The organism is Sphingomonas sp. OV641, from assembly GCF_900109205.1.
GTDB lineage: Bacteria > Pseudomonadota > Alphaproteobacteria > Sphingomonadales > Sphingomonadaceae > Sphingomonas.
On the sequence record NZ_FNZB01000002.1, the window covers coordinates 140,359 to 166,222 of the forward strand.

21 protein-coding genes are annotated in these 25,864 nt (G+C 66.9%); 9 read left to right on the forward strand and 12 right to left on the reverse strand.

The genetic code is table 11. From position 1 onward, the window contains the following. Positions 1–39 precede the first annotated feature (39 nt). The 3 genes from rbfA to BMX36_RS11605 form a co-directional block, all read right to left on the reverse strand. Positions 40–432, reverse strand: a complete 393-nt coding sequence (gene rbfA / locus BMX36_RS11595) for a 30S ribosome-binding factor RbfA (protein ID WP_066778665.1) — start codon at positions 430–432, stop codon at positions 40–42. Between the two features lie 121 nt (positions 433–553). Further along, positions 554–3,418: a translation initiation factor IF-2 gene (gene infB / locus BMX36_RS11600; protein ID WP_093065709.1), complete on the reverse strand. Its 2,865-nt coding sequence runs from the start codon at positions 3,416–3,418 to the stop codon at positions 554–556. Continuing rightward, positions 3,415–4,161 carry a DUF448 domain-containing protein gene (locus tag BMX36_RS11605; protein WP_093065711.1) on the reverse strand — a complete coding sequence of 249 codons (747 nt, stop codon included), beginning with the start codon at positions 4,159–4,161 and terminating at the stop codon, positions 3,415–3,417. The genes infB and BMX36_RS11605 overlap by 4 nt, the downstream gene beginning before the upstream one ends. Before the next feature lie 113 nt (positions 4,162–4,274). On the opposite strand from BMX36_RS11605, the gene BMX36_RS11610 reads away from it, so the two are divergent. After that, entirely contained in the window at positions 4,275–4,559 is a 285-nt protein-coding gene (locus BMX36_RS11610; protein ID WP_256210807.1) for a GIY-YIG nuclease family protein, read from the forward strand. A 292-nt stretch (positions 4,560–4,851) separates the two neighbouring features. Here BMX36_RS11610 and BMX36_RS11615 read toward each other — a convergent pair whose 3' ends face one another. The 4 genes from BMX36_RS11615 to BMX36_RS11630 all read right to left on the reverse strand — a co-directional run bounded on the left by BMX36_RS11615 (position 4,852) and on the right by BMX36_RS11630 (position 7,896). Further along, positions 4,852–5,091, reverse strand: coding sequence for a tautomerase family protein (locus BMX36_RS11615; RefSeq protein ID WP_093065715.1), 240 nt, complete (start codon positions 5,089–5,091; stop codon positions 4,852–4,854). Further along, complete coding sequence (gene nusA, locus BMX36_RS11620) at positions 5,091–6,704, reverse strand: transcription termination factor NusA (protein ID WP_066781833.1); 1,614 nt, start codon at positions 6,702–6,704, stop codon at positions 5,091–5,093. Before nusA ends, BMX36_RS11615 begins: the two co-directional genes overlap by 1 nt. Then, positions 6,704–7,255, reverse strand: coding sequence for a ribosome maturation protein RimP (gene rimP, locus BMX36_RS11625; RefSeq protein ID WP_093065717.1), 552 nt, complete (start codon positions 7,253–7,255; stop codon positions 6,704–6,706). Before rimP ends, nusA begins: the two co-directional genes overlap by 1 nt. Positions 7,256–7,401: 146 nt before the next feature. Then, positions 7,402–7,896 carry an AAC(3)-I family aminoglycoside N-acetyltransferase gene (locus tag BMX36_RS11630; protein WP_093065719.1) on the reverse strand — a complete coding sequence of 165 codons (495 nt, stop codon included), beginning with the start codon at positions 7,894–7,896 and terminating at the stop codon, positions 7,402–7,404. A 91-nt stretch (positions 7,897–7,987) separates the two neighbouring features. Here BMX36_RS11630 and BMX36_RS21330 point away from each other — a divergent pair, with 91 nt between their 5' ends. Then, positions 7,988–8,131, forward strand: coding sequence for a lmo0937 family membrane protein (locus BMX36_RS21330; RefSeq protein ID WP_143058562.1), 144 nt, complete (start codon positions 7,988–7,990; stop codon positions 8,129–8,131). Positions 8,132–8,174: 43 nt separating this feature from the next. On the opposite strand, the gene BMX36_RS11635 is transcribed toward BMX36_RS21330, so the two are convergent. The 4 genes from BMX36_RS11635 to BMX36_RS11650 all read right to left on the reverse strand — a co-directional run bounded on the left by BMX36_RS11635 (position 8,175) and on the right by BMX36_RS11650 (position 12,576). Next, positions 8,175–8,573, reverse strand: coding sequence for an SRPBCC family protein (locus BMX36_RS11635; RefSeq protein WP_093065721.1), 399 nt, complete (start codon positions 8,571–8,573; stop codon positions 8,175–8,177). Between the two features lie 13 nt (positions 8,574–8,586). Continuing rightward, positions 8,587–9,918: a dihydrolipoamide acetyltransferase family protein gene (locus BMX36_RS11640; RefSeq protein WP_093065723.1), complete on the reverse strand. Its 1,332-nt coding sequence runs from the start codon at positions 9,916–9,918 to the stop codon at positions 8,587–8,589. 113 nt (positions 9,919–10,031) lie between these two features. Beyond that, entirely contained in the window at positions 10,032–11,036 is a 1,005-nt protein-coding gene (locus BMX36_RS11645) for an alpha-ketoacid dehydrogenase subunit beta (RefSeq protein WP_093066343.1), read from the reverse strand. A 256-nt stretch (positions 11,037–11,292) separates the two neighbouring features. After that, a complete protein-coding gene (locus BMX36_RS11650; RefSeq protein WP_066781829.1) occupies positions 11,293–12,576 on the reverse strand; it encodes a 3-methyl-2-oxobutanoate dehydrogenase (2-methylpropanoyl-transferring) subunit alpha in 1,284 nt (427 codons plus the stop codon). A gap of 548 nt (positions 12,577–13,124) precedes the next feature. Between BMX36_RS11650 and BMX36_RS11655 the strand changes: the two genes are divergently transcribed. The 5 genes from BMX36_RS11655 (at position 13,125) to BMX36_RS11675 (ending at position 21,827) form a co-directional block, all read left to right on the forward strand. Beyond that, the gene (locus tag BMX36_RS11655; RefSeq protein WP_197420677.1) at positions 13,125–13,874 is read left to right on the forward strand and encodes an ImuA family protein; all 750 of its coding nucleotides are present in this window, start codon (positions 13,125–13,127) and stop codon (positions 13,872–13,874) included. Further along, a complete protein-coding gene (locus BMX36_RS11660) occupies positions 13,786–16,116 on the forward strand; it encodes a DNA polymerase Y family protein (protein ID WP_256210777.1) in 2,331 nt (776 codons plus the stop codon). Before BMX36_RS11655 ends, BMX36_RS11660 begins: the two co-directional genes overlap by 89 nt. Before the next feature lie 18 nt (positions 16,117–16,134). Further along, a complete protein-coding gene (locus BMX36_RS11665; protein WP_093065725.1) occupies positions 16,135–19,581 on the forward strand; it encodes an error-prone DNA polymerase in 3,447 nt (1,148 codons plus the stop codon). Between the two features lie 69 nt (positions 19,582–19,650). Then, positions 19,651–20,961 carry a cytochrome P450 gene (locus BMX36_RS11670; protein ID WP_093065727.1) on the forward strand — a complete coding sequence of 437 codons (1,311 nt, stop codon included), beginning with the start codon at positions 19,651–19,653 and terminating at the stop codon, positions 20,959–20,961. Continuing rightward, positions 20,958–21,827, forward strand: coding sequence for a PaaI family thioesterase (locus BMX36_RS11675; RefSeq protein ID WP_177179122.1), 870 nt, complete (start codon positions 20,958–20,960; stop codon positions 21,825–21,827). The genes BMX36_RS11670 and BMX36_RS11675 overlap by 4 nt, the downstream gene beginning before the upstream one ends. A 58-nt stretch (positions 21,828–21,885) precedes the next feature. On the opposite strand, the gene BMX36_RS11680 is transcribed toward BMX36_RS11675, so the two are convergent. Beyond that, entirely contained in the window at positions 21,886–22,890 is a 1,005-nt protein-coding gene (locus BMX36_RS11680; protein ID WP_093065729.1) for a fumarylacetoacetate hydrolase family protein, read from the reverse strand. Positions 22,891–23,042: 152 nt separating this feature from the next. Here BMX36_RS11680 and BMX36_RS11685 point away from each other — a divergent pair, with 152 nt between their 5' ends. Both BMX36_RS11685 and BMX36_RS11690 read left to right on the forward strand, forming a co-directional pair. Next, the gene (locus tag BMX36_RS11685) at positions 23,043–24,197 is read left to right on the forward strand and encodes an acyl-CoA dehydrogenase family protein (RefSeq protein ID WP_066775803.1); all 1,155 of its coding nucleotides are present in this window, start codon (positions 23,043–23,045) and stop codon (positions 24,195–24,197) included. Between the two features lie 213 nt (positions 24,198–24,410). Continuing rightward, positions 24,411–25,730, forward strand: a complete 1,320-nt coding sequence (locus BMX36_RS11690) for a methyl-accepting chemotaxis protein (RefSeq protein WP_093065731.1) — start codon at positions 24,411–24,413, stop codon at positions 25,728–25,730. The last annotated feature ends 134 nt before the right edge of the window (positions 25,731–25,864 follow it).

The following is a 25,864-nucleotide window of genomic DNA, read 5'->3' on the forward strand; positions in this document are numbered from 1 at the left end:
CTTCGTCATGCCGGCCATGTGCCGGCATGACGGCGTGGCTTATTCCTCGCCGTCGCCCAGATCGCGCGCCACGGTGGGCGATCGTAGCAGCTGGTCGATATGGCTGCCTTCGTCGAAGCTCTCGTCGCTCAGGAACTTGAGCTTCGCGGCATATTTCATCTTCACCCGGTGCGCGACCTCGCGCTGCAGATAGGCGGTGTTGGTGCGCAGCGCCTTCAGCACCGCCTCCTCATCCTTCCCCAGCAGCGGCTTCACGAACACTGTCGCGTGGCGTAGATCCGGCGACATGCGAACCTCGGTGATGCTCACCATGTGCGTCGCCAGCACGTCGTCATGCACGTCACCGCGCTGCAGGATCTCCGACAGGATATGCCGCACCTGCTCGCCGACGCGCAGCGTGCGAACGGATTTCTCGGGTTGGTCGGTATTCATTTCTTCGCTCCCTCTCCCCTCCGGGGAGAGGGCTGGGGAGAGGGGCAGTGTAAGAACACGACGCCCGTAACTGCCCCTCTCCCCTACCCTCTCCCCGCAAGCGGGGAGAGGGAGATTGTTGTTACAACGTGCGTTCGCGCAGCTCGACCTCGAACGTCTCGAGGAAGTCGCCCGAGCGGATGTCGGTGAAGTTCTGCGTGAAGGTCACGCCGCACTCCAGACCCGCGCGGACCTCGGCCACATCGTCCTTGAAGCGACGCAGCGAGGCGATCTCGCCATTGTAGATGATGACGTCGTTGCGCGTGATGCGCGCCTTGAGCGCCTTGCGGATCGCACCCTCGACCACCAGCAGACCGGCGGCCTTGCCGTGCTTGCCGGCCGAGAAGACCTCGCGGATTTCCGCACGGCCAACCACCGTCTCGAACGCTTCCGGCCCAAGCTCGCCCGCCATGCCGGCGCGGATCTCGTCGATCAGGTCATAGATGACGTCATAATATTTCAACGCCACCTGGTGCCGATCGGCGATCTCGCGCGCCTTCGCATTGGCACGCACGTGGAAGCCGATGATCGGCGCCCCGCTTGCTGCCGCCGCATTGACGTCGCTCTCGGTGATGCCGCCCACGGCCGAGTGCAGGATGCGCACGCGGATGTCATCGGTCGACAGCTTGTTGAGCGACGCGACAATCGCCTCCACGGTGCCCTGCGTATCGGCCTTGACCACCAGCGGATATTCGATCGCCTTGTTCGCCGCGAGCGCGGAGAACATGCTCTCGAGGCTCGCCGGCGCCGCGGTGGTGCGCTTCTGCGTCAGCACGCCCTGGCGATATTCCGCCACTTCGCGTGCCCGCGCCTCGCTCTCGACGACCTGGAGCTGGTCGCCCGCCGATGGCGTGCCCGAGATGCCGAGCACCTCGACCGGCATCGACGGATCCGCCTGCTTGAGCTGGCGCCCCTTGTCGTCGACCAGCGCACGTACCTTGCCGCTTTCCGCACCGACGACGAACACGTCGCCGACCTTCAGCGTGCCGCGCGTGACCAGCACCGTCGCGACCGGGCCGCGGCCCTTGTCCAGCTTTGCCTCGATCACGCTGCCCTCTGCATCGCGGTCAGGGTTCGCCTTCAGGTCCATCAGCTCGGCCTGCAGCTGGATCTTCTCGATCAGCTCGTCGAGGCCGGTCTTCTTCAGCGCCGACACCTCGACGTCCTGCGTCTCGCCGCCCATCGCCTCGACCTGCACGTCATGCTCGAGCAGGCGCTCGCGCACGCGCTGGGCATTGGCGTCGTGCTTGTCGATCTTGTTGATCGCCACGATCATCGGCTTGCCGGCCGCCTTGGTGTGGTTGATCGCCTCGATCGTCTGCGGCATCAGCCCGTCGTCGGCCGCCACCACCAGCACCACGATGTCCGTGACGTCCGCGCCGCGCGCACGCATGGCGGTGAACGCCTCGTGGCCCGGCGTGTCGAGGAAGGTGATCTTCGACTTGTCCTTCAGCGTCACCTGATAGGCGCCGATATGCTGCGTGATGCCGCCGGCCTCGCCGCGCACCACATCGGTGCCGCGCAGCGCGTCCAGCAGGCTGGTCTTGCCGTGGTCGACGTGGCCCATGATCGTCACGACCGGGGGACGCGGCTTCAGATCCGCATCATTGTCCGGCGCCGTATCGAGCGCGAGATCGATGTCGCTGTCGCTGACGCGCACGATATTGTGGCCGAACTCGGTCACCAGCAGCTCTGCGGTGTCCTGATCGATCGTCTGCGTCATGGTGACGGGCATGCCCATCTTGAACAGCGCCTTCACCAGGTCAGCGCCGCGCTCCGCCATGCGGTTCGCCAGCTCCTGGACGGTGATCGCCTCCGGCACCTGAACGTCGCGGATCTGCTTGGCCTGCGGCTCGCGCGGGCCGGTCCAGCCACGCTTTTCCTTCTCGCGGGCACGCTTCAGTGCGGCGAGCGAGCGGGCGCGGGCGCCATCCTCGTTCAGCGCGCGGTTGACCGTCAGCTTGCCGCCGCGGCGCTCGTCGCCCTTGCGATCGCGCTGCTGCGGACGGGCCGGCTGCGGCGCATTGCGCGGCGTGGCCTGACCGGACGGCAGGTTGCGCTGCTGCGGGGCGGCGCTGCTGCTCGCCGTGGTCGCGGCGGCTGGTGCCGGTGCGGGCTTCGGCTCGGGCTTGGGCTGCGGCTTGGGGATCTCCGGCCGTGCAACCGGCGAGAAGCGGCGCGGCGCGGGCAGCGACGGATCGCGCGCCAGCACGGGCGGGGCCGGGGGCGCAGCCGGTGCGGCGCGGGGCGCCGGCGGCGCGGACCGCTTTGGCTCGCTAACGGCAGCGGCGGCACGCACCACTTCCGGCTCATGCGCCGGAGCGGCCGGAGCAGCGGCAGGAGCCGGCGCTTCCGGTGCGGCCTTGGCTTCGGGCTCGACCTGTGGCTCGGCCGGAGCCGCCGGCGGAGCGGCCTCCGCCGTCGGTTCGGGCGCAGGCTGCGCCTCGGGTGCGGGCTGAGCCTCAGGTGCCGGCTCAGGCGCGGCTTCGGGCTGGGTCGCGGCAGCGGCAGCAGCCGCCGCGCGCTCCTCGGCGCGACGCTTCTCGTCTTCCGCGGCGCGGGCACGCTCGGCCTCCTCGCGGCGACGCAGTTCCTCCAGCGCCTGCATGCGCTGTTCCTCTGCCTCGCGGGCGAGTCGAGCCACGCGCTCCTGCGGCGTCTCGTTGGACGGCGCACGCGATGGCGGCGGCGGGGGCGCCTGCCGCTGCACGGGCGCGGCGGGGGCGGGCGCTGCCGCCTCCGGGGCCGGCGCCTCGGTCGGCGCGGCGACCGGCTCGGCCGCCTCGCCCGGCTTGCGGAACGTGCGCGCCTTCTTCGTCTCCACGATCACCGTATTGGAGCGGCCGTGGCTGAAGCTCTGCTTCACCTTGCCGGTCTCGACCGTGCGCCGAACACCCAATGGTGCGCGCATGCCAAGTTTCGGCTTATCGTTGTCGGTCTCGCTCACTCAAATTCCTCGTGTGTCGTCACGGCCGGTTCGTGCCCGGAAAGATCGGGCGCCGATGCGCCTTGCGCGGCCGTTGCGCAAGGTGCGGCAATCAGGTCGCTCATCAAAGACTGGCTTTGATGGGCTCCTTCAGGGTCGGGGCCGATAAAACGGCGCCAGCGATCGAGCGCTTCGCCCAACCTGCCGGCCGCCATGCGGTCGGTGACGCCGATATGTACCACGTTTTCGCGGCCCAGCGCCATCGACAATATGGGGCGTGGTATCGGCAGAACCAAGCCCCCCAGATCACTACCTTCCCGATCGGAGCCGACGCGCCAGGCCTGGGCGAGCTTGCGCCGCCCGTCCTCGGCCGCATCGGCCGCATGGTACAGCGCCTTGAGACGCCCCGATCGGGCCGCCTCCTCGATCCTGTCCGAACCGGTCAGCACCGTGCCCGCCCGCGCCTCCAGCCCCAGCCGGTCAAGCGCATTGCGCTCCAGCGCCGATGCGATCAGCGCCGGCAGATCGTCCGGCACAGTGAACTCCCCGGTCTTGAACGCCCGCGCAAGCGCGCCGCGGAGCTTGCCCTTCGCCTGCGCCTTGGCGAGCTCCGCCGCATCAACGCCGATCCAGGCGCCCCGCCCCGGCGCCTTGGCGCGCACATCGGGCAGGATGCGGCCGTCCGGCGACAGGACCAGACGGACAAGGCCGTCACGCGGCGCCTCCTCGCGGGAAAGGATGCAGGTGCGGATGGGATCGCTCATGCGCCGGCTCCTTCCACAAGAACGTCACGCGGACTGTCGTCACCACGGCCTTGAGCCGGGGTCCAACGTGCCGCACACACTGCAGCATGGGGGACAGGCAACCGTGCGTGTACATGATGGCCAGCGGCTATTTGGGCACGCTGTACGTCGGCGTGACATCCAACCTGCTCGGTCGCATCATTCAGCATCGCGAAGGTACGTTTGGAGGCTTCACTGATCGCCACGAGGTCAAGCGACTCGTTTGGTACGATACGGCCGACACGATGGCCGCAGCGATCATGTCCGAAAAGCGCCTCAAACGCTGGCGCCGCGACTGGAAGATCGAGCTGATCGAGCGAGACAACCCGCTTTGGCACGATCTTGGTCCAGCGATCGGCCTGCCGCCGCTCCGTGGGTGAAGACAAGACACCCTCTGTAGCTGCACAAGACCTACCCGCCGCAGACACCGTCATCCCGGACTTGATCCGGGATCCATGCCGCCACGTACGCTGTGACTGGAGGGGTGAACGGCAGCGCCTGCGGATAGTTGGATCCCGGAGCAAGTCCGGGATGACGCGCGCATGGGCCAGCCGACCACCGTCCTGATTACGACTCGGCACAAGGTCGGCATGACGCGATGTGCGCACCAAACCATCCCCCGTCACCCGACGGGAGCACCCAACCCCAAGCTGCCGAAGCGACGCTAGCCGATCATTGCGAGGAACCCGCATGCGCGTCTCCCTCGCTCGGCGATGCCTTTCGTGCGTCCCGATCAACGATCAGCACGCCACCGGCACCGTAATTCTCCGTCGAAACCTCCTCGATCACGACCTGCACCGCCGCCGGGTTCTTGCCCAGCCGCGTGACCAGCGAGGACGTGACGTCAGCCACGATCCCCGCCTTCTGCTCCTTCGATGCGGAGCCTGCGATCCTGATCGATACGAACGGCATCAGGCCTCGGCGCCCTCCGCCGTCTGGCCTTCGCCGCCGTCTTCATCCTCGAACCAATGCGCGCGGGCAGCCATGATGATCTCGTTGCCCTGCTCTTCGGTGAGACCATATTCGCCCAATACGCCGCCCTTGTGCTCCGGACGACGCGGTGCGTCCTCGTTGCGGCGGCGCGGCTCGGCGCGCTTCTTCTCGATCAGCTCGTCCGTGGCGAGATCGGCGATATCGTCCAGCGTCTTCAGGCCCGCCTTGCCGAGCGTCACCAGCATCGCTTCCGTCAGGTGCGGCAGCTCCGCCACCGCATCCTCGACGCCCAGCGAACGGCGCTCGTCGCGATTGGCCTGCTCGCGGCGGTCGATCGCCTCGGCAGCGCGGCTCTGCAGCTCCTGCGCCAGATCGTCGTCGAAGCCCTCGATCGCCGCCAGCTCGTCCAGCTCGACATAGGCGACCTCTTCCAGCTCGGTGAAGCCCTCGGCCACCAGCAGCTGTGCCAGCGTCTCGTCCACGTCCAGCTCGTTCTGGAACATCTCGGACCGCTGAACGAACTCCTGCTGGCGCTTCTCGCTGGAGTCGGTCTCGGTCATGATGTCGATCGCCTTCGCCGTCAGCTGCGAGGCGAGGCGGACGTTCTGGCCGCGACGACCGATGGCGAGGCTCAGCTGATCGTCAGGAACGACCACCTCGATCCGATCCTCTTCCTCGTCGATCAGCACGCGGCTGACGTTCGCCGGCTGCAGCGCGTTGACGACAAAGGTGGCGGTGTCGGGCGACCAGGGAATGATATCGATCTTCTCGCCCTGCATTTCCTGCACGACGGCCTGCACGCGGCTGCCCTTCATGCCGACGCAGGCGCCGACCGGGTCGATCGAGGAATCGTGGCTGATCACGCCGATCTTCGCGCGCGAGCCCGGATCACGGGCGGCAGCCTTGATCTCGATGATGCCGTCGTAGATCTCGGGCACTTCCTGCGCGAACAGCTTCTTCATGAAGTCCGGGTGCGCGCGGCTGAGGAAGATCTGCGGGCCGCGGTTCTCGCGCACGACCTTGAGGATCAGCGAGCGGATGCGGTCGTTCACGCGCACCACTTCGCGCGGGATCTGCGCGTCGCGGCGGATTACGCCCTCGGCGCGGCCCAGATCGACGACGATATGGCCAAATTCGACGCGCTTCACGACGCCGGTGATGATCTCGCCGGCGCGGTCCTTGAATTCCTCATACTGGCGCTCGCGCTCGGCATCGCGGACCTTCTGGAAGATGGTCTGCTTGGCAGCCTGCGCCTGGATGCGACCGAATTCGATCGGCGGCAGCGGATCGACCAGGAAGTCGCCGACGCCGGCGCCCGCCTGCAGCTTCTGCGCGCCCTTCACGTCAACCTGCTTGTAGATGTCGTCGACCTGCTCGACCACTTCCACCACGCGCCACAGGCGAAGATCGCCGTTGTTCGGATCCAGCTTCGCGCGGATATCCATTTCCTGGCCGTAGCGGGTGCGCGCCGCACGCTGGATCGCATCTTCCATCGCCTCGATGACGATGGCCTTGTCGATCATCTTCTCGCTGGCGACGCTGTTGGCGATCGCGATCAGTTCCGCACGGTTCGCGGTGACGCCGGTAGCCATTACTCGGTTTCCTCTGCTTCGATTTCTTCTTCTTCCGCGCCCTCGATGGAGAGCGGGACGGTTGCAGCGATCAATTTGTCGGTCAGCACCAGCTTCGCATCGGTAATACGCGCGAAGGGCACGTTGGCGATTGTACCGGTACGATTACGGATGGCGATTGCCTCGCCTTCCACACCGACGATCTCGCCGCGGAACTGCTTCTGGCCGTCAAGCGGCGCGTCCAGCGTCAGCTTCGCCTCATGCCCGGTCCAGTCGGCATAGTCGGACAGGCGGGTCAGCGGGCGATCGATGCCAGGGCTCGACACTTCCAGACGGTACGCGCCCTCGATCGGATCGCGACCCTCCGCCTCCAGCACGTCGAGCACGTCGGAGATGCGGCGTGACAGATCGGCGCAATCGTCGATCGTCAGCTGCCGCGTATCGGGCCGCTCCGCCATCACCTGCAGCGTGCGGTCATCGCCCTTGCCGAACAGCGCGACACGCACGAGGTCGAAGCCGAGCGCCTTGGCTTCGGTTTCGATCAACTGGGTCAGCGCGGTGATTTCCGCCATCGGGGCTCCACATACACACAGGTTTTTGCCGCCGCGGAGCCCTGCCCCGCGACCCCTTGCATCTGGCGATGTAAGAGAAAGCACAGCCGATATAGAACGAGACCGCCACCGGAGCAATCCCTTAGCATACGGCGGGGCAACGATATTCAGTCGCGGCCCGATCCTGTCGCCACGCCCGGCGTGGTCCGCGTCTCATCCTCCACCGCAATGTCGAAATGCATCACGTCCTCGCGCGTGCCGAGCTTGGTATAAAGCGCCACGGCCGGATCATCGCCGTAATCGGCCTGGACGAAGATCACATACCCGCCCGCGTCCCGCACCAGCGGCCGCAGCGCATCGATCAGCGCCGTGGCAACGCCGCGCCGCCGATGCGATTCGGCTACTGCCAGGTCATAGATATAGGCTTCCGCCCGCGCCCGCTCGAGTTTGTCGAGGAGATAGGCGACCAGCCCGCCGACGATCATCGCGCCCTGCTCCGCCACCAGTGCGAAGACATGCGGCCTGGCAAGCTGCGCGGCGAGATAGCGATCGTCCGGCGGCGCCGCGACATAGTCGGCCGCGTGGTCGAATGCGGCATGGAACAGCAGGTTGAGCCGCCGCATCGCGTCGAGGTCCGCCGGGCCCAGCCGGCGCACGATCACCGGTTCGCTCGAATGTTGCAAATTGTTGCTGCCAGTCGGAACGGGAGGGGGACGCTATCGTTCATTTTGCAGGTAAAGGGAAGGAAGTGGCATGTTGTGGACGATCGCGATCATCCTGTTGATCCTGTGGCTGCTGGGGTTCAGCCTGAACATCGCAGGCGGCCTGATCCACATCCTGCTGGTGATCGCGCTGATCGTCGGGCTGGTGCAGCTCTTCACCGGCCGCCGGGTGTAGCGCGGTCGATCACCCCGGCCCGGCACCGGGGTGATCGCCAAAATCAGCCCCGCTCGGCCAGCGCCTTCAGCCTGGCCAGATCGCTCCGGATCCAGCGCCGGTCGCGTGCGAACGCCTCGTCATCCATGTCCGGCTGGCGGAACAGCGTCAGCTGCACCTCCGCGCCCGCGCCATTGGCGATGACGCGCAAGGGAACATGCACCTCCGCCATCCCGTCAGGGATGACGCGATGGTCCATCACGCCAAACGCATTGTGCGGCGTGAAATAGACCCGCATCCCGCCCTCCGCACCTTCACCGACCCACGAACCGCCATCCTGACGAAGCGCGAACTCGCTCAATCCGGATGCCCAGCGCTGGAAATCGGCCGGCCGCCAGAACGCCTCATAAACCTCGCGCCACGGCCGATCGATCGTGACGGACAGGACGATGGCCGGAAGCATCAGGACACCAGCATCAGTCGGCGAACAACAGCACGGGCGTCTCGAGCAGCTTCTTCACCGCCTGGACATAGCTCGCCGCATCCCAGCCATCGACGACGCGATGATCGCAGCTGATCGACAGGTTCATCAGCTTCGCGCGAACGATGTCGTCGCCCCGGAACACCGGCCGCTCGACGATCTTGTTCGGCCCGATGATCGCCACCTCCGGCCGGTTGATCACCGGCGTCGTTGCGATGCCGCCCAGCGGGCCGAGCGACGTGACGGTGATCGTGCCGCCCCCGAGCTCCTCGGGCTTCAACTTCTGCGTGCGCGCGGCCTCCGCCAGCCGCCCGATCTCGCTGGCGAGCTGCCACACATTCTTGTCCTGCGCGTCGCGGATCACCGGCACGGTCAGCCCGGCATCGGTCTGCGCCGCCATGCCGAGATGCACACGGCCCGATCGCGTCACCACGCCCGCCTCGTCGTCATAGCGCGCGTTGAGCATCGGAAATTGCGGCAAGGTGCGGCAAATCGCGACGATCAGGAACGGCAGCATGGTGAGCTTCGGCCGCTGCCCGCGATTGTCGTTCAGGTCCGCGCGCATGTCCTCCAGCGCGGTAACGTCGATCTCGTCGACATAGGTGAAATGCGGAATGTGGCGCTTCGACGCGGCCATGTTCTCGGCGATGCGGCGGCGCATGCCGATGACACGAACCTGCTCGTCCTCACGGGCGCGGCTGGCGTGGGGGGCGTGATAGCCCTGCCCGCCCGCGTAGCGCAGATAAGCGTCGAGATCCGCGTGGCGGATGCGGTCGCCCTCGGCGATCTTCACCTGGGCGAGATCGACCCCCAGATCTTTCGCCCGCGCACGGACGGCGGGGGAAGCGAGCACTGCCTTCTCCCTCTCCCCGCTTGCGGGGAGAGGGTCGGGGAGAGGGGCAGTGTCGGGCGTAATCGAAGCGCCAACGCCTGCCGCCTCTGACTGCCCCTCTCCCCTGCCCTCTCTCCCGAGGGGAGAGGGAGTTTCCACCACCTCCTCGACCCCCGGGTTCTCCGCCTCGAACGCCTCGGCCTCATCCTCGCCGCCGAGCCTCTCCGCGGGGTCAGCCTCAGCCGACACCTCACCCTCGGTCTCGATCACCACCAGCATCGCGCCGATCGCCACCTGGTCGCCAACCTCTCCGGCCAGCTCCACCACCGTCCCGGACACCGGGGATTCCATTTCGACGGTTGCCTTGTCGGTCATCATGTCGGCGATATTCTGGTCTTCCTCGACCCGGTCGCCGACCTTGACGTGCCAGCCGACGATTTCCGCCTCGGCAATGCCTTCGCCGATATCCGGCAGCTTGAAGGTAAAACGCGCCATTGTTCTTGTTTCCGTTCGTGTCGAGCGAAGTCGAGACACCGGTCTCGCGAACCCCGTCCCTCGACTTCGCTCGGGACGAACGGGGTGGGTGGGCGTTTGCCCCTAGGGAACCATCAGTCCCTGAGGATCTTCTTCAGCGCCATGCCGATGCGCACGGGGCCGGGAAAATACGCCCATTCCAGGCTGTGCGGATACGGCGTGTCGAAGCCGGTCACGCGCTCGACCGGCGCTTCCAGGTGATAGAAGCACCGCTCCTGCACCAATGCCGACAGCTCCGCGCCGAACCCGCCGGTGCGCGTCGCCTCATGGACGATCAGGCAGCGCCCGGTCTTCTTCACGCTTTCCTCGATCGTCTCGATATCGAGCGGCACGAGCGTGCGCAGGTCGATAATCTCGGCATCGACGCCGGTATCCTCCACGACCTGGGCGCAGACGTGCACCATCGTGCCATAAGCGAGCATCGTCACCGCCTCGCCCGCGCGCACCACCGCCGCCTTGCCGAGCGGGATCTTGTAATAGCCCGTCGGCACCTCGCCGGCGGGATGCTTGGACCAGTTGGCCGCCGGGCGATCCCAATGGCCGTTGAACGGCCCGTTGTAGATGCGCTTTGGCTCGAAGAAGATCACGGGATCGTTGTCCTCGATGGACGCGATCAGCAGCCCCTTGGCATCATAGGGCGTCGACGGGATCACCGTCTTCAGCCCGGAGACATGGGTGAAGATGCCCTCGGGCGACTGCGAATGCGTCTGCCCGCCGAAGATGCCACCGCCAAACGGCGATCGCACGGTAATCGGCGCGGTGAACTCCCCATCCGAGCGATAGCGCAATCGCGCCGCTTCGCTGACCAGCTGGTCAAGCGCCGGATAGATGTAATCGGCGAACTGGATCTCCGGCACCGGGCGCAGGCCGTATGCGCCCATGCCGATCGACACGCCGATGATTCCGATCTCGGTAATCGGCGTATCGAACACGCGCGTCTTGCCATATTTCGCCTGCAGCCCGGCGGTGGCGCGGAACACGCCGCCAAAATAGCCGACATCCTCGCCCATCACCACGACGCCGGGGTCGCGATCCATCATCACGTCCATGGCGGAGTTGATCGCCTGGATCATGTTCATGCGGGCGGTAGTGGCCTGCTGTTCTTCAATCACGTCGGTCATATGACTTTCCTGCCCTCGCCACTCCGAAGGAGGGGAGAGGGATACCGGAGCTTGGCGGCGCAGCCGCCTAGCGGAGGTTGGGAGAGGGGTGGGCGCCGCCACGCGGCGCGCGAGCCTGCAGCTCGCCCGACCCCTCTCCCAGCTACGACTAGGCAGCGAGCTGCCAAGTCTGCGCAACCCTCTCCCCTTTCCAGGGGAGAGGGCGAAGCGAGGCTCACTTCCGATCCCACGGTCGCCCGCTCTCGGTCTCTTCGTCGATCATCTGCTGGCGCTGCTCGCGCAAATGCCACGGCATTTCCTCGAACACCCCGTCGAACAAGGTATCGAGCGGCTGATGCAGCCCATGCCCGAGAATGCCGTTCTTCTCGGCCTCCTTCTGCGCCGCCTTCACCTCGTCGGCGACCTCGCGATCCATCGCCGCCTGCCGCTCCTCGTCCCACTCGCCGATGGTGATCAGGTGATCCTTCAACCGCCGGATCGGATCGCCCAGCGGCCATGCTGTCGGCTCGCCGGCCGAGCGATATTGCGACGGATCGTCCGATGTGGAGTGTCCCTCGGCGCGATAGGTGAAATGCTCGATCAGCGTCGGCCCCTGGTTGGTCCGCGCCCGCTCGGCCGCCCATAAAGTCGCCGCATAGACGGCCAGCGCGTCATTCCCGTCGACCCTGAGGCCCGCGATCCCATAGCCGATCGCGCGCGCGGCAAAGGTCGTCGCCTCCGCCCCGGCGAAGCCCGAGAAGCTGGAGATCGCCCATTGGTTGTTGACGACGTTGAAGATCACCGGCGCGCGATAGACGGTGGCGAAGGTCAGCGCGGAGTGGAAATCCCCCTCCGCGGTCGAGCCCTCGCCGCACCAGGTTGCCGCGATCCGCGTGTCGCCCTTCGACGCAGAGGCCATCGCCCAGCCCACCGCCTGCGGATATTGCGTCGTCAGATTGCCCGAGATCGAGAAGAAGCCGAAGCGCTTCTCCGAATACATGATCGGCAGCTGCTTGCCCTGCAGCTTGTCGCCCGAGTTGGAATAGATCTGGTTCATCATGTCGACCAGCGGGCAGCCGCGCGCGATCAGCAGCCCCTGCTGGCGATACGACGGGAAGCACATGTCGTCGGCATCCAGCGCATAGGCCTGCGGCACCGCCACCGCCTCCTCGCCCAGCGACTTCATGTAGAAGCTCGTCTTGCCCTGCCGCTGCGCGCGGAACATGCGCTCGTCGAACGCGCGCACCATCGCCATGTGGCGCAGCATGCGGCGCAGCGTGTCGGGCGAGAGCTTGGGATCCCACGGCCCCACCGCGCGATTGTCGTCGCCGAGCACGCGCACCATCGTATAGGCGAGATCGGTGAATCCGCGCGCATCGGCGGCGGTATCGGGCCGCGGCGCCGCGCCGGCCGCCGGGATGTCGACATCGGCGAAATCCACCGTGTCGCCGGGGCGGAACTTGGGCTCGGGCACATGCAGCGCGAGCGGTTTCAGGTTGCTGCGGGCGGCGTCCGCCATGGTCTCTCCGGTATGATGACGCGTCTTAAACGCGCTAGCGCCATCATCGCTTCGTTGTTATAAAATTTCAAGGCGGCGCAACGTAATTTGCACGCAACTATGTTACGGGAGAGCGGCTGATTGCAGAGTTCCGCAGTCACCTCACCAGCTTCGTCACCCCAGCCCTGTGCCGGTCCAGCCATCCGCAAACCGAACGTGCAGCATAGACCCGGACATCACAATCTACGCCTCGTCATCCCGGCCTTGCGCCGGGATCCAAGGTTCCGCGACACTGAAGCCGATGAGTTCGCGGCACCCTGGATCCCGGCACGGCGGCCGGGATACGTAGCGGGGGAAACGGTAGCGCACGCCGCGCCGCATCCGTCACCCCGGCCTTGTGCCGGAGTCCAGGGTGCCGCAAATTGGATCGCTAAAAGGTGCGCGGCTCGGTGGATGCCGGGACAAGCCCGGCATGACGAGCTGGGTGCCCTGCCCCTCACGAGTCCCACGATTGACTCCGCTGAGAATAGGAACAAAATAGGAACACATAGCTTAATCGAGTCGTGCCCGTGTCATCCCCAGCCATCATTGCCGAGCTACGCGAAACGCTCCGCGCCATCGAGGGCGACGGTTATCGCCGGCGTGAGACACTGCCGTTCGGCATCCCCTCGTTCGACCAGCGGATCGCCGATGGCGGCCTCCGGCTCGATGCGCTGCACGAAATTGCCGCCGGCACCGCGAACCTGGGCGACGATGCCGCCGCCACCCTGTTCATCGCCGGAATCGCTGCGCGCGCCTGGGGCCCGATACTCTGGGTTGTCCGCCGGCGCGACCTGTTTGCGCCCGGTCTCTACCAGGCCGGCCTCTCGCCCGAGCGCGTCCTCTATGCCGAGGCACGCGACGATGCCGAGCTGCTCGCGCTGATGGAGGAGGGGCTGCGCCACCGCGGCCTCGGCGCGGTGATCGGCGAGGTGAAGCGTGCCACCATGGGTGCCACCCGTCGTCTCCAGCTCGCCGCGGAGGGCGGGCGCACCATTGCCCTCCTCCTGCGCCGCCACCCGCGCGAGGATGCCGACCCGCTCGGCACACCGTCCGCCGCGCTCACCCGCTGGCGGATCACCTCCGCCCCTTCCGCTCCCTCGCGCCACGGCATGGGCCGGGCGCGCTGGACCGTCGCGCTCGAACGTCAGCGCGGCGGCGATCCTTTCACCACCTTGATGGAGGCCTGCGATGACACGGGTCGCCTTTCTCTACCTGCCGCACTGGGCGATCGATCGCGTGCGCCGGGCCGAGCGGCGCCGCGCACCGCCGCGGCCTGATACCGGCTCCGACTCGGGGTCCCCCCTCGACATCGCCCCGCTCGCCGCCGCCGTGGCGGAGGAGCAGGTGCTGCAGTGCGACGCGCCCAAGAACACCGGCTGGCGCCCCGGCGCGCGCTGGGCGCGGTCGGACGCGGCTGCGCCGGAACCCCAAGCCGAAAAACCATGGTCGCAATCGACGCGCGAGGATGTCGCGCGCCGGATCGAGGCGATGCCCGAACACCAGCGTCCGCCAATGCGCGAGATGGGCCGCCGCAGCGAGGCTGCCGACAATCCCTTCAAGGCCATGCCGCCTGACGAGGGCACGCGCCCGGTGCGCACGACGCTGCCCGTCCGCCCCGATCCCGAGGACGTGCCCAGCAAGCGCTGGCGCGGCTTCGACGGCCTCGATCCCAATGCCGACGACCGCGCCGCCGCTGCGCTGGCGCGCTGGAATGCGATGCCGTCGGTCCGCTACCCCGGTGAAGGCCCGCATCCCGACAAATACGCCCGCTGCGGCTCCAACGACGCCGGTGCGCAGGTGCCCGGCGTCGCCGCCTTTTTCGACACCGGCCGCACGCTGGGCGGCATGGTCGCGCGGGTGTGCGAACCCCAATCCGTTCGTCCTGAGCCAGTCGAAGGACGTGCCCCAAACGCTGCGCCCCGGGCCCGCACTTCGACAGGCTCAGTGGGAACGCAGGAAAGGGCCCTCAGCCGCCCTTCAAATTCTCACACAACAAACATTCATAAGCGCGATGTTCGAGAAATTTCGCCCCTCGTCACCGTTCACAAGATTTCCAGCCGCATCGAGATCGCCGCTGTCTCACCCGAAGCACAGGCGCTCGGCCTCAGCCCCGGCACCGCGCTGACGCAGGCGCGCGCCGCCGTGCCCGATCTCGACGTGCGCGACGCCGATCCCGTGGGCGACCGCGCCGATCTCGAACGGCTCGCCACCGCGCTCGCCCGCCGCTGGTGTCCGGTCGTAGCGCTGTCCGACAGCGATGGCCTGTTCCTCGACATTACCGGCACGTCGCACCTCCATGGCGGCGAGGCGCGGATGGCACGCCGCCTGCTGCGCCTCCTCGCCCGGCTCGGCATCACCGCGCAGGTGGCGATCGCCGATACTGCCGGCGCCGCCTGGGCCTTTGCCCGCCAGCGCGCGCAGGCGGCGATCATCCCGTCCGGCGCGCATTGCGCGGCACTTGCCCCGCTATCCGTCGCCGCGCTCCGCCTCGACGATGCCGCGCGCGAGTTGCTCGCCCGGCTCGGCGTCGACACGATCGGTGAGCTCATGGCGATGCCGCGCGCGCCGCTTGTCCGCCGCTTCGGCAAGGCCATTGCGCAGCGGCTGGACCAGGCGACCGGCGCCGCGCCCGAGCCGCTCACGCCCGTCATTCCGGCACAACCGATCGCCGTCACCCGCCGCTTCGCCGAACCGATCGCTACGGCGGAAGCGATCGGCCATTGGCTCGCCGGTCTCGTCGACGATCTCGCCGCCGAACTGGCAAAGGCGGGAATCGGTGCGCGCGCGCTCGCCTTTGTCGCCGCGCGCGTGGATTCGACGGATCAGGTGATCCGCGTCGGCCTCGCCCGCGCCAGCCGCGAGCCGGCACATATCCTGCGCCTCATCACCCGCCGCATCGAGGAGGTTGAGGTCGGCTACGGCCTCGACGCGCTGACCCTCTATCTCGTCCGCGCCGATCCGCTCGGCCCGGAGACGCTCGGGGCGGCACTGGCGGAGAAGCAGGCACCCGATCTCGCCCCGCTGATCGACACGCTCGCCAACCGCATCGGACCCGCGCGTATATGGCGCCAGCAGCCGGTCGAAAGCGACGTGCCCGAGCGCTCGGTAGTGCCCCACGCGCCGCTCGACCCGGTGTCGCAGGAGGCGATGCGACTGAAGCGAGACGACGTGCGCCGGCTCGACACGCGCACGCCCGATCACCCCTGGCATCCCCGCTGGCCCCGCCCCGCGCGCTTGCTGCGCCGCCCCGAGCCGCTCGATCAGGTGCTCGCCGAGCTACCCGATCGCGCGCCCTATCGCTTCGCATGGCGCGGCCGCCCGCATATCGTGACCCACGCCGACGGGCCAGAACGCGTCACCGGCGAATGGTGGCGCCGTTCGGGCGAGCGCGACGCGGTACGCGATTACTTCCGGGTCGAGGATGCCGAGGGTCGCCGCTTCTGGCTGTTCCGCCGTGGCGACGGAGTGCGCGCCGATACGGGCGATCTGAGCTGGTACATCCATGGCACATTCGCGTGATCGGCGTGGAAGCACGCGATGACGTACAGCGAGCTTCAGGTCACCACGCACTTCTCCTTCCTGCGCGGCGCGTCATCGTGCGAAGAATTGTTCGCCACCGCCGCGGTGATGGGGATGCCGGCGCTCGGCGTGGTCGATCGCAACTCGGTCGCCGGCGTGGTGCGCGCGCTGTTCGCGTGCGAGCAGCTGGAAAAGAAGAACGGCCTCCACATCCGCTCGATCCCCGGTTGCCGGCTCGATCTCGTCACAGGGGAATCGCTGCTGGTCTGGCCGGAGGATCGCGCCGCCTGGAGCCGGCTCACCCGCCTGCTCACGCTCGGCAAGTCGCGCGCCGACACGCAGCATGGCGAGAAGGGTCGATGCTTTCTCCACTGGGAGGATGTTGCCGCGCATGCCGCCGGCCTCGTCGCGGCCCTGGTGCCGGGCCGCGACGGCGCCGATCCGACCGCGCTCGCCGCCACGGCCGACATCTTCGGCAACCGCGGCCATGTGTGCCTCACGCCATGGCGCCGTCCGGGCGAGCGCCGCCGCTGGCACGGCACAGCTGAGGCTGCCGAAGCGCATGGCCTGACCCCGCTCGTCACCGGCGACGTGCTGTACCATTCGCCCGACAGGCGCATGCTGCAGGACGTCGTCACCGCGATCCGAGAGAAATGCACCATCGACGAACTCGGCTTTCGGCGGGAGCGTCATGCCGATCGCCACCTCCAGCCCCCGGCGGAGATGGCGCGCCGCTTCTCCGATTACCCGCAGGCGCTCGCCGCGGTGGAGGCGATCGTGGAGCGCTGCACCTTTTCGCTCAAGGACCTTGATTACCAATATCCCGACGAGATCATCATGACCGGCCGCACGGCGCAGGACGGGCTGGAGCGCCTGTCGCGCAATGCGCTGGCGCAGCGCTTCGGCGGCGCCCCGCCCGACGCTTATGCCAAACAGCTCGAACACGAACTGACGCTCGTCGCGAAGATGGGCTATGCGCCGTACTTCCTCACGGTGAACTCGATCGTCAGCTACGCGCGTTCGATCGACATCCTGTGCCAGGGCCGCGGCTCGGCCGCCAATTCGGTAATCTGCTTCGTTCTCGGCATCACCTCGATCGACCCGATCAAGCATCAGCTCCTGTTCGAGCGCTTCGTGTCGGAGGAACGCCGCGAGCCGCCCGATATCGACATCGATTTCGAGCATGAGCGGCGCGAGGAAGTGATCCAGTGGATCTATGAGACCTATGGCCGTGATCATGCCGCGCTGACCGCGGTGGTCAGCCGTTTCCGCACGCGCGGCGCGATCCGCGAGGTGGGCAAGGTGCTGGGGCTTCCCGAGGACATGACGAGCGCGCTCGCCGGACAGGTATGGGGCTGGTCCAACGAGGGCGTGCCCGACAGCCATGTCGAGGCGCTCAACCTCGACGCGGGCGAGCCGCGCCTCGCGCTGGCACTTGAACTCGCCAAGGAGCTGATCGGCACCCCGCGCCATCTATCGCAGCATCCCGGCGGCTTCGTGCTGACGCGCGATCCGCTGCACGATCTGGTGCCGATCGAACCCGCCGCGATGGTCGATCGTCACGTCATCGAATGGGAAAAGGAGGATATCGAGCATCTCGGCTTCATGAAGGTCGACATCCTGGGTCTCGGCATGCTCGGCTGCATGCGCCGCGCGTTCGACCTGCTCGCCGAGCACAAGAGCCTCGCGATGACGATGGCGAGCGACGCGTTGCAGGACGATGACCCCGCCACCTTTGCGATGATCCAGCAGGCCGACACGCTGGGCGTATTCCAGATCGAGAGCCGGGCGCAGATGAGCATGCTGCCGCGGATGAAGCCGGTCGAATTCTACGATCTCGCCATTCAGGTCGCGATCGTCCGTCCCGGACCGATCCAGGGAGACATGGTGCACCCGTATCTGAAGCGCCGCGCGCTATCGAAGGCGGATCAGGCCAGGATCGAATATCCCAGCCCGAAGCTGAAGCATGTGCTCCAGAAGACGCTTGGCGTGCCGCTGTTCCAGGAACAGGCAATGCAGGTCGCGATTCTCGGCGCTGGCTTCACGCCGGGCGAGGCGGACCTGCTGCGCCGCGCGATGGCGACGTTCAAGATGACCGGGGGCGTGGGCGAATTCCGCGACAAGCTGATCAACGGCATGCGCGCCAACGGGATCGCGCTGGAATTCGCCGAGCGGCTGGTGAAGCAGATCGAGGGCTTTGGCAGCTACGGCTTTCCCGAAAGCCACGCGGCGAGCTTCGCCAAGATCGCCTACGCCTCGTCATGGATGAAATGCCACCACGCGGATGTGTTCTGCGCGGCTTTGCTCAACGCCCAGCCGATGGGCTTCTACGCCCCGGCGCAGATCGTCCGCGACGCGCGCGCGCATGGCGTGGAGGTGCTGCCGGTGTGCGTGATGACGAGCGACTGGGATACGGCGCTGCTAGAAGCAAAGCCCCTCCCTTTCAGGGGAAGGCACCGTCCTTCTCCCTCTCCCATCCGAGGAGAGGATCGGGGAGAGGGTCGGGGAGAGGGGCAGTCACAAGCCCCAACCACTGCACCCGCTGAGTCACCCAGCACAGCCCCTCTCCCCTGCCCTCTCCCCGGAGGGGAGAGGGAGAAAGCCGCACCGCTCACACCCTTCCATCCCCTCCGGCTCGGCCTGCGCATTGTTCACGGCCTCGCCGCCGCGGACGCCGGCAAGATCATCGCCGCGCGCGCCATCCGCCCCTTCACCTCGGTGGAGGACGTATGGCGCCGCTCGGGCGTGCCGCTCGCCACGCTGGAGAAGCTCGCCAAGGCCGACGCCTTCGCCGGTATGGGGCTGGACCGCCGCCAGGCCTTGTGGGCGATCCGTGGCCTGGGTGACACACCGCTTCCCCTGCTCGCCGCGATCGAGACGAAGGAGGAGCCGGTCCACCTGCGCGCGCTTACGGCGGGGCGAGAGGTGGTGGAGGATTACCGCGCCACCCAGCTGACGCTGCGCCAGCACCCGCTCACTTTCCTGCGCGGCCGCCTCGGCGAACGCCGCTGCGTGCGCTGCGGTGATCTCAAGACCATCAAGGAAGGCACGCTGGTGGACGTCGCCGGGATCATCCTCGTCCGCCAGCGGCCGGGCAGCGCCAAGGGCGTCTTGTTCATCACCATCGAGGACGAGACCGGCGTCGCCAATGGCATCCTCTGGCCCGATCGGTTCGAGGCGCAGCGCCGCACGGTCATGTCCTCCGCCATGGTCAACATTCGTGGCCGCGTGCAGAAGGAAGGCATTGTCATCCACGTGGTCGCGGATCTCATCACGGATCTCACCTGGATGCTGCGCGAGGTAGGCGAGATCGACCTGCCCTCTCTCGTCGCGCGCGGCGACGGCGCCACCCACCCCGGTGCGCCCGACCGCGGCGATCCCGGCTGGAAGAAGGGCCGCGTCGACTACCACTACAAGGAGCGGCCCGAGGACGTGATTCCGATCCGCAGCCACGACTTCCATTGATCTTGCTGAAACACTCGGCTTAGGTTTGCACCGAGCCGGCGCCGACCGGCAGCACGAAGGAGAGACCGCATGGCCACCGCTGCCCTCAGCCCAGAGCCCCAGATCGGCCTGACCCCGCACGTCCCCTCACCCACCGACAAAGCGGCGTTCGACGCCGCCATCGTCGATCCGGACAGCTATGCGCACGAGGAGCGATACCATGCCATCTTCAAATATCTGCGCGAGGAAGCGCCGGTCTATTGGTGCGAGCCCGAGGGATATCGGCCGTTCTGGACGGTCGCGCGCCATGCCGACATCCGGCGCGTCGAGCTGGACAATGAGACTTTCCTCAACGATCCTCGCCTGACGCTCGCCACCGTTGCCGACGAACAGCGCATCATGGCGCTGACCGGGGGCAACAAGCTGACCCGCAACCTCGTCAGCATGGATAATCCCGACCACAAGCACTTCCGCGCCATGACGCAGGGCTATTTTTCACCCAAATATATGAAGCAGCTCGAAGGCGAGATCCGCGCGCTGGCGAAGGAGAGCGTCGAGCATATGGCGTCGCTGGGCAACCAATGCGATTTCGCCAGCGAGGTCGCGATCTGGTTTCCCCTGCGCGTCATCATGCTCACGTTGGGCGCTTCGCGTGAGGACGAGGCGTTCCTGATGAAGATCACGCAGGAGGTGTTCGGCGCGCAGGATTTCGATCACATGCGCCCGGAGGAGATGGGAGGGCTGTTCGCCACCATCGCCGAATTCAACGCATGGTGCGACCGCATCACCGCCGATCGCAAGGCGAACCCCCGCGACGACGTCTCCACCATCATCGCCAATGCGACGCTGACGGACGGCTCACCGATGGGGAACATGGAGGCGATGAGCTATTACCTCATCATCGCGGCCGCGGGGCATGACACGACTAGTTCCTCCTCCTCCGCAGGCCTGCTGGAGTTGATCCGCAATCCCGCCGAGATGCAGAAACTGCGCGACGATCCCTCGCTGCTGCCCAATGCGGTGGAGGAGATGATCCGCTGGGCCAGCCCGGTGAAGCATTTCTTCCGCACCGCCGCCAAGGATACGGAGGTCGGCGGCGTTCGGATCAAGGAAGGCGACAGCCTCGTCATGGCTTATCCTTCCGCCAACCGCGACACGGCCGTCTTCGACGATCCCTTCGCCTTCCGGATTGACCGCGCCAACGTGCGCCAGCATCTGGCCTTCGGCTACGGCCCTCACCTGTGCCTGGGCCAGCACCTCGCCAAATTGGAGATGCGTATCCTGTTCGAAGAACTGCTCGCCCGCTTCGACGATTTCGAACTCGCCGGCGACCCGTCATGGACACGCGCCAGCTTCGTCAGCGGCATGAAGCACCTGCCAATCCGGTATCGCGCCCAGTGAGCCGACACGATCCGGAACAACTGTACCCGGGTTTTCCGGGCAGCGAGCCCAGCGAACACATCCGCACCATTCCCGCCTGTGCCGCGCTCGGCATGCGGCAGCGTGCCACCATCGGTGATCCGGTGTTGACCTCGGTGGATGCGGCACTGCCGGCGGTTTGCGATACGGATGGGCGCGTCTCTCGCGGCGCTGCGCTGGTACTCGCCGACCAAGCGACGGCTGGCGGCGTCTTCACCACGCTGGCCCGGCCGACGCCGATGATGACGCTAGACCTGCGGGTCGATTGGTTTGGCCCGCTGCCCGCCGCGCCGCTCAGCTGCACGATCGACGAGGTGACGCGTGAGGGCGACCTTGCGCTGTCCCGCGGGCGGTTGATCGCTGAAGGCAAGCCGGTCGGCGCTGCCGTGGCGCGGTATCTGATCGGTTCCATGCCCGGCGGTACGCCCGGCCGCATGGATGATCGGCATGACGTGCTGCCCCCGTCTCCTGCGGCCAGCTTCGCCGATTATCTCGGCGCGAGCGCTTCGCTCGACGGGCTGACGATGGAACCGCAGGCCGAGCATGTCGGCGCACCGCTTCCCGCCTATCATGGCGGCGTGATCGCCGGGCTGCTCGAACAGGCCGGCGTCGCGGCCATCGATCCGGCCTTCCGCCCGCTCGATTTCGAAGTGCGCTTTCTGGCACCCGCGCTCGCCACGCTGCCCTTGATCGCGCGGGTTGTGCCCCGGCGCACCGGCCGGCGCGCGATCACGCTCGACATTGATGCGCATCAGGGCAAGCCGGATCGCCCGGTGGCGATCGCCCGGATGCTGGCGATCACCGATGCGGTCGGGGAAGTTCAGGCGTACGACTTGCCACGCGCCTGACGCCGCTTCCCCGAAAACGCGTTGAGGAGCGTCGAGTCTCCCCTCGAAGGGAATCGGATCAGCCGCCCACCACCTGTTCGATCACCCCGAAGATCGGGTGATGCCGGTCGTCCTCGGCCCAGATCCGCACGGTGTCGCCAGCCTTGAGGAACGGCGTCACCGGCTTGCCACCGGCGATCGTCTCGATCGTGCGCACTTCGGCAATGCAAGAATAGCCCACGCCGCCGTCCGCGATCGGCTTGCCCGGGCCACCATCCGCATCGCGATTCGACACCGTTCCCGATCCGACGATCGTCCCGGCGCCCAATGCGCGGGTCTTGGCGGCATGAGCGACGAGCGTGCCGAAGTCGAAGGTCATGTCTTCGCCCGCTTCTGCCCTCCCGAACGGCTGTCCGTTCAGGTCGACCATCAGCTTGCGGTGCAACTTGCCGTCCTGCCACCAGTCACCCAGCGCCGTCGGCGTCACGAACACCGGTGAGAAGGCAGATGCGGGCTTCGACTGGAAGAAGCCAAAGCCCTTGGCGAGTTCGCCCGGAATGAGATTGCGCAGCGACACGTCGTTGGTGAGACCGACCAGTCGAATGGCGGCCAGCGCTTCCTCCCGGCTGGCGCCCATCGGCACGTCGCCGGTCACGACCACGACTTCGGCCTCCAGATCGCAGCCCCAGCTTTCATCGGCCAGCGGGATCGGATCGCGAGGCCCCAGGAACCCGTCCGATCCGCCCTGGTACATCAGCGGATCGTGCCAGAAGCTGTCCGGCATCTCCGCCCCACGCGCCTGCCGCACCAGCGCAACATGGTTCACATAAGCGGAACCGTCGGCCCATTGATAGGCGCGCGGCAAGGGTGAGGCGGCGTCATGCTCGTGGAAGCGAAGCCGCGGGATCACTTCATGCTCAAGATCGGTGGCCAGATTCTCCAAGTCGGGCGACAATCGCTCCCAGTCGTCCAGTGCGACCTGCAGGGTGGGCGCGATATGGCCGGCGTCGGCGCACCAGGCGAGATCGTTCGACACCACGACGAGCTTGCCGTCACGGCCATGCTTCAGACTCGCTAGTTTCATCCGTCACCTCTCTTTCTTCCACGGCATAGGCCCGTGCCGCCGGCCAAGTCGAGACTCGGCGCCTCTCGCCCGGCACCATAACAAAAGTTACTTGACCCTTTTGGCCGGCCCCGCGACAAGCAAAGCATCAGTTTTCCGGAGGGGTTTCTTCAATGTCGCTCGACCAGATCGCGGGCCGTTTCGCCTACAACGAGGATCATGAGGCGTTCCGCCAGACGGTGCGCAGCTTCCTGGCAAAGGAAGGCGTGCCCAATTCCGATCAGTGGGAAAAGGAGCGCCTGGTCCCCAAGAGCTTCTGGCAGAAGGCGGGCGAGGTCGGCATGCTCTGCCCGACCGTGCCTGAGGCTTATGGCGGCCTGGGCCTGGATTTCGGCTATAACGCCATCGTCGACGAGGAAATGGCCTATTCGGGCGTGCCCGCCGGCTTCTCGCTCCAGTCGGACATCGTCGCCGGCTATATGGAGACCTACGGCTCCGAGGAGCAGAAGAAGGAATGGTTGCCCAAGATGGTGTCGGGTGACGTAATCACCGCCATCGCCATGACCGAGCCGGGCACCGGCAGCGACCTTCAGTCGATCCGCACCACCGCGCGTAAGGACGGCAACCATTACGTGATCAACGGGTCCAAGACCTACATCACCAACGGCCAGAATACCGATCTGACGCTGGTGGTCGCGAAGACCGATCCCGATGCGCAGCCGGCTTACAAGGGCATGTCGATCATCCTGGTCGAAAGCGACCGCGAGGGCTTCAGCAAGGGCCGCAAGCTCGACAAGATCGGCCAGGATGCGGCCGATACGTCCGAGTTGTTCTTCGAGGACGTGCGCGTTCCGATCACCAACTGCCTCGGCGAAGAGGGCATGGGCTTCATCTATCTGATGAGCCAGCTGCCGCAGGAGCGCCTGTCCATCGCGGTGAGCACCATGGCCTCCTCGCAGAAGGCCTTCGACGACACCGTCGCGTTCGTGAAGGAGCGCAAGGCGTTCAAGGGCGTGGTGTTCGATTTCCAGAACACCAAGTTCGTACTCGCCGACCTGAAGGCGAAGCTCCAGGTCGGCTGGGCGCACCTCGACTGGGCGATCGCACGTCATCTGAAGGGCGAACTGACCAACGAGGAAGGCGCCGCAGCCAAGCTGTGGCACACGGATCTTCAGTGGGAGGTCATGGACAAGTGCCTCCAGCTGCACGGCGGTGCCGGCTATATGAACGAATATCCGATCGCCCGCATGTGGCGCGGCGCGCGCGTCAGCCGGATTTATGGCGGCACAAACGAGATTATGAAGGAAGTGATCAGCCGCAAGCTTTAAGCGCAGCCACGCTGCGGCAGGAGGCAAGCGGCTGGCCGGTCGGACGGTGCCACTGGCACCGGTTCGGCCGGCGGCGTCGCCGCTGCCCTTGCATGGTCCGCAACGGCATTCGGTTGCGGAGCAGTGTCACCGAACCGCAACAATTCCCTAACGCCCCGTTTACCAGCCATCCCGTAAGCGCCGCATCGACAATGCAGATAGGGACGCGCAAGAATGAGCCGGGGGGCGGTGGTCTGGGCACCAAGTGAATCGGTGCCGGATCCGATCAACGAAGCATGGATCAAGGACCGTTCGTCGGTCGCGGCCGGCGCCCGGATGCTGGAGGCGGTGCAATTATTCCGCGCCGCGCCTGACCTGCGCATGATCGCGGTGGTTGACGTACTGCAGCGCCCCGTCGGCGCGCTGTTCGAGCGCGACGTCCGGCGCCTGTTGTTCAGCCCCTTCGGCTATGCCCTGCTGTCGAACCGCAGCCTGGCGATCGGTCTGGGCGATCATGTGTTGCCGTGCCCGGTCGTGCCGCTTGATGCCGGTGCCGGCGCAATGCTGGCTACCTGGCAGGAACAGCCGGGCGCCGAGGGGCTGATCATCACCGACAAGGGCCGTTACCTCGGCACCATCGACCAACCCACGCTGCTGCGCGTCGCGGCCGAGCGCGACGCCGCCAATAGCCGCCGCGCCGGCGCACGCGGAGCCGCCATCCAGCAGGCGAGCCAGGTCTTTGAGGCGGAGGCACGCGCCCTCGCCACCGAATTGTCGCACGCGTCCCACACTGTCGCCGACACTGCGCTGCGCATGGCGGAGCGGGCGCAACAGATCGGTGATGGCACGGCCGCCGTCGCCGCAGCGACGGGGCAAGCTTCCACCAACCTCGCCGAAGTGGCGGAGCGCGCCCAGACGTTCGCGGGCGCCTTGGCTCAGGTGGCGTGCGACACGCGAGAGGCGAGAGTCGCGACGGAGGCGGCCACTGAGCGCGCCCGCGCCGGCGCGCGGCAGATCGACGGGCTGGTCACAGCGGCGGATTCGATCGGCGCAGTAACGGCATTGATCGACGAGATTGCCCGGCGCACGACGATGCTCGCGCTCAACGCCACGATCGAGGCAGCGCGCGGCGGCGAAGCGGCACGGGGCTTCGCGGTCGTCGCCAACGAGGTGAAGTCGCTCGCAGCGCAGACCCGCAGCGCCGCGGCGGAGATCACGCGCGAGATTCACGGCGTTCGCGACGCGACCGATAGCGTGCGCGCCTCGCAGAGCGCATTGTCAGGCGCCATCGACACGCTTGACGGGCTTTCCGCGACCATGGCTGAGGCGATTGGCGAACAGACCCGCGCCGGGCAGGAAATCAGCGCCCATGTCACCGAAGCGAGCGCCGCGACCGATCACATCCGGTCGACGGTGAACAACATCCTGCAGGGCGCCCGCTCGGCCGGGCAGGACGCGACGGTGATGAGCGATCTTGCGGTGTCGCTCTCCACCCGCGCCGATGAGATGGAGCGCCACATGCTGCGCTTTTTGGATACGCTGGCGGCGGTTTGAGGGACTGCCGCTCGCGAGGAGGCGAGACGTAGAAGGTTCTTGAGGCGCTTGCGGGCTGAAGGCTGGTGCGCGGCGACGTCAGAGCTTTCGCTAAAGCTCGCCTCTGCCGAGTACTGGTTCAGGAAGCGCGGGAC

Bases quoted from the DNA above. Each gene is read 5' to 3' on its own strand.
- BMX36_RS11650 (WP_066781829.1), bottom strand. From the start codon at position 12,576: ATGGCGGACGCCGCCCGCAGCAACCTGAAACCGCTCGCGCTGCATGTG.
- BMX36_RS11680 (WP_093065729.1), bottom strand. From the start codon at position 22,890: ATGAAACTAGCGAGTCTGAAGCATGGCCGTGACGGCAAGCTCGTCGTG.
- BMX36_RS11690 (WP_093065731.1), top strand. From the start codon at position 24,411: ATGAGCCGGGGGGCGGTGGTCTGGGCACCAAGTGAATCGGTGCCGGAT.
- BMX36_RS11665 (WP_093065725.1), top strand. From the start codon at position 16,135: ATGACGTACAGCGAGCTTCAGGTCACCACGCACTTCTCCTTCCTGCGC.
- BMX36_RS11645 (WP_093066343.1), bottom strand. From the start codon at position 11,036: ATGAACATGATCCAGGCGATCAACTCCGCCATGGACGTGATGATGGAT.
- BMX36_RS11615 (WP_093065715.1), bottom strand. From the start codon at position 5,091: ATGCCGTTCGTATCGATCAGGATCGCAGGCTCCGCATCGAAGGAGCAG.
- BMX36_RS11640 (WP_093065723.1), bottom strand. From the start codon at position 9,918: ATGGCGCGTTTTACCTTCAAGCTGCCGGATATCGGCGAAGGCATTGCC.
- BMX36_RS11610 (WP_256210807.1), top strand. From the start codon at position 4,275: ATGATGGCCAGCGGCTATTTGGGCACGCTGTACGTCGGCGTGACATCC.
- BMX36_RS11660 (WP_256210777.1), top strand. From the start codon at position 13,786: ATGACACGGGTCGCCTTTCTCTACCTGCCGCACTGGGCGATCGATCGC.
- rbfA (WP_066778665.1), bottom strand. From the start codon at position 432: ATGAATACCGACCAACCCGAGAAATCCGTTCGCACGCTGCGCGTCGGC.
- BMX36_RS11670 (WP_093065727.1), top strand. From the start codon at position 19,651: ATGGCCACCGCTGCCCTCAGCCCAGAGCCCCAGATCGGCCTGACCCCG.
- nusA (WP_066781833.1), bottom strand. From the start codon at position 6,704: ATGGCTACCGGCGTCACCGCGAACCGTGCGGAACTGATCGCGATCGCC.
- BMX36_RS11605 (WP_093065711.1), bottom strand. From the start codon at position 4,161: ATGAGCGATCCCATCCGCACCTGCATCCTTTCCCGCGAGGAGGCGCCG.
- rimP (WP_093065717.1), bottom strand. From the start codon at position 7,255: ATGGCGGAAATCACCGCGCTGACCCAGTTGATCGAAACCGAAGCCAAG.
- BMX36_RS11685 (WP_066775803.1), top strand. From the start codon at position 23,043: ATGTCGCTCGACCAGATCGCGGGCCGTTTCGCCTACAACGAGGATCAT.
- BMX36_RS21330 (WP_143058562.1), top strand. From the start codon at position 7,988: ATGTTGTGGACGATCGCGATCATCCTGTTGATCCTGTGGCTGCTGGGG.
- BMX36_RS11635 (WP_093065721.1), bottom strand. From the start codon at position 8,573: ATGCTTCCGGCCATCGTCCTGTCCGTCACGATCGATCGGCCGTGGCGC.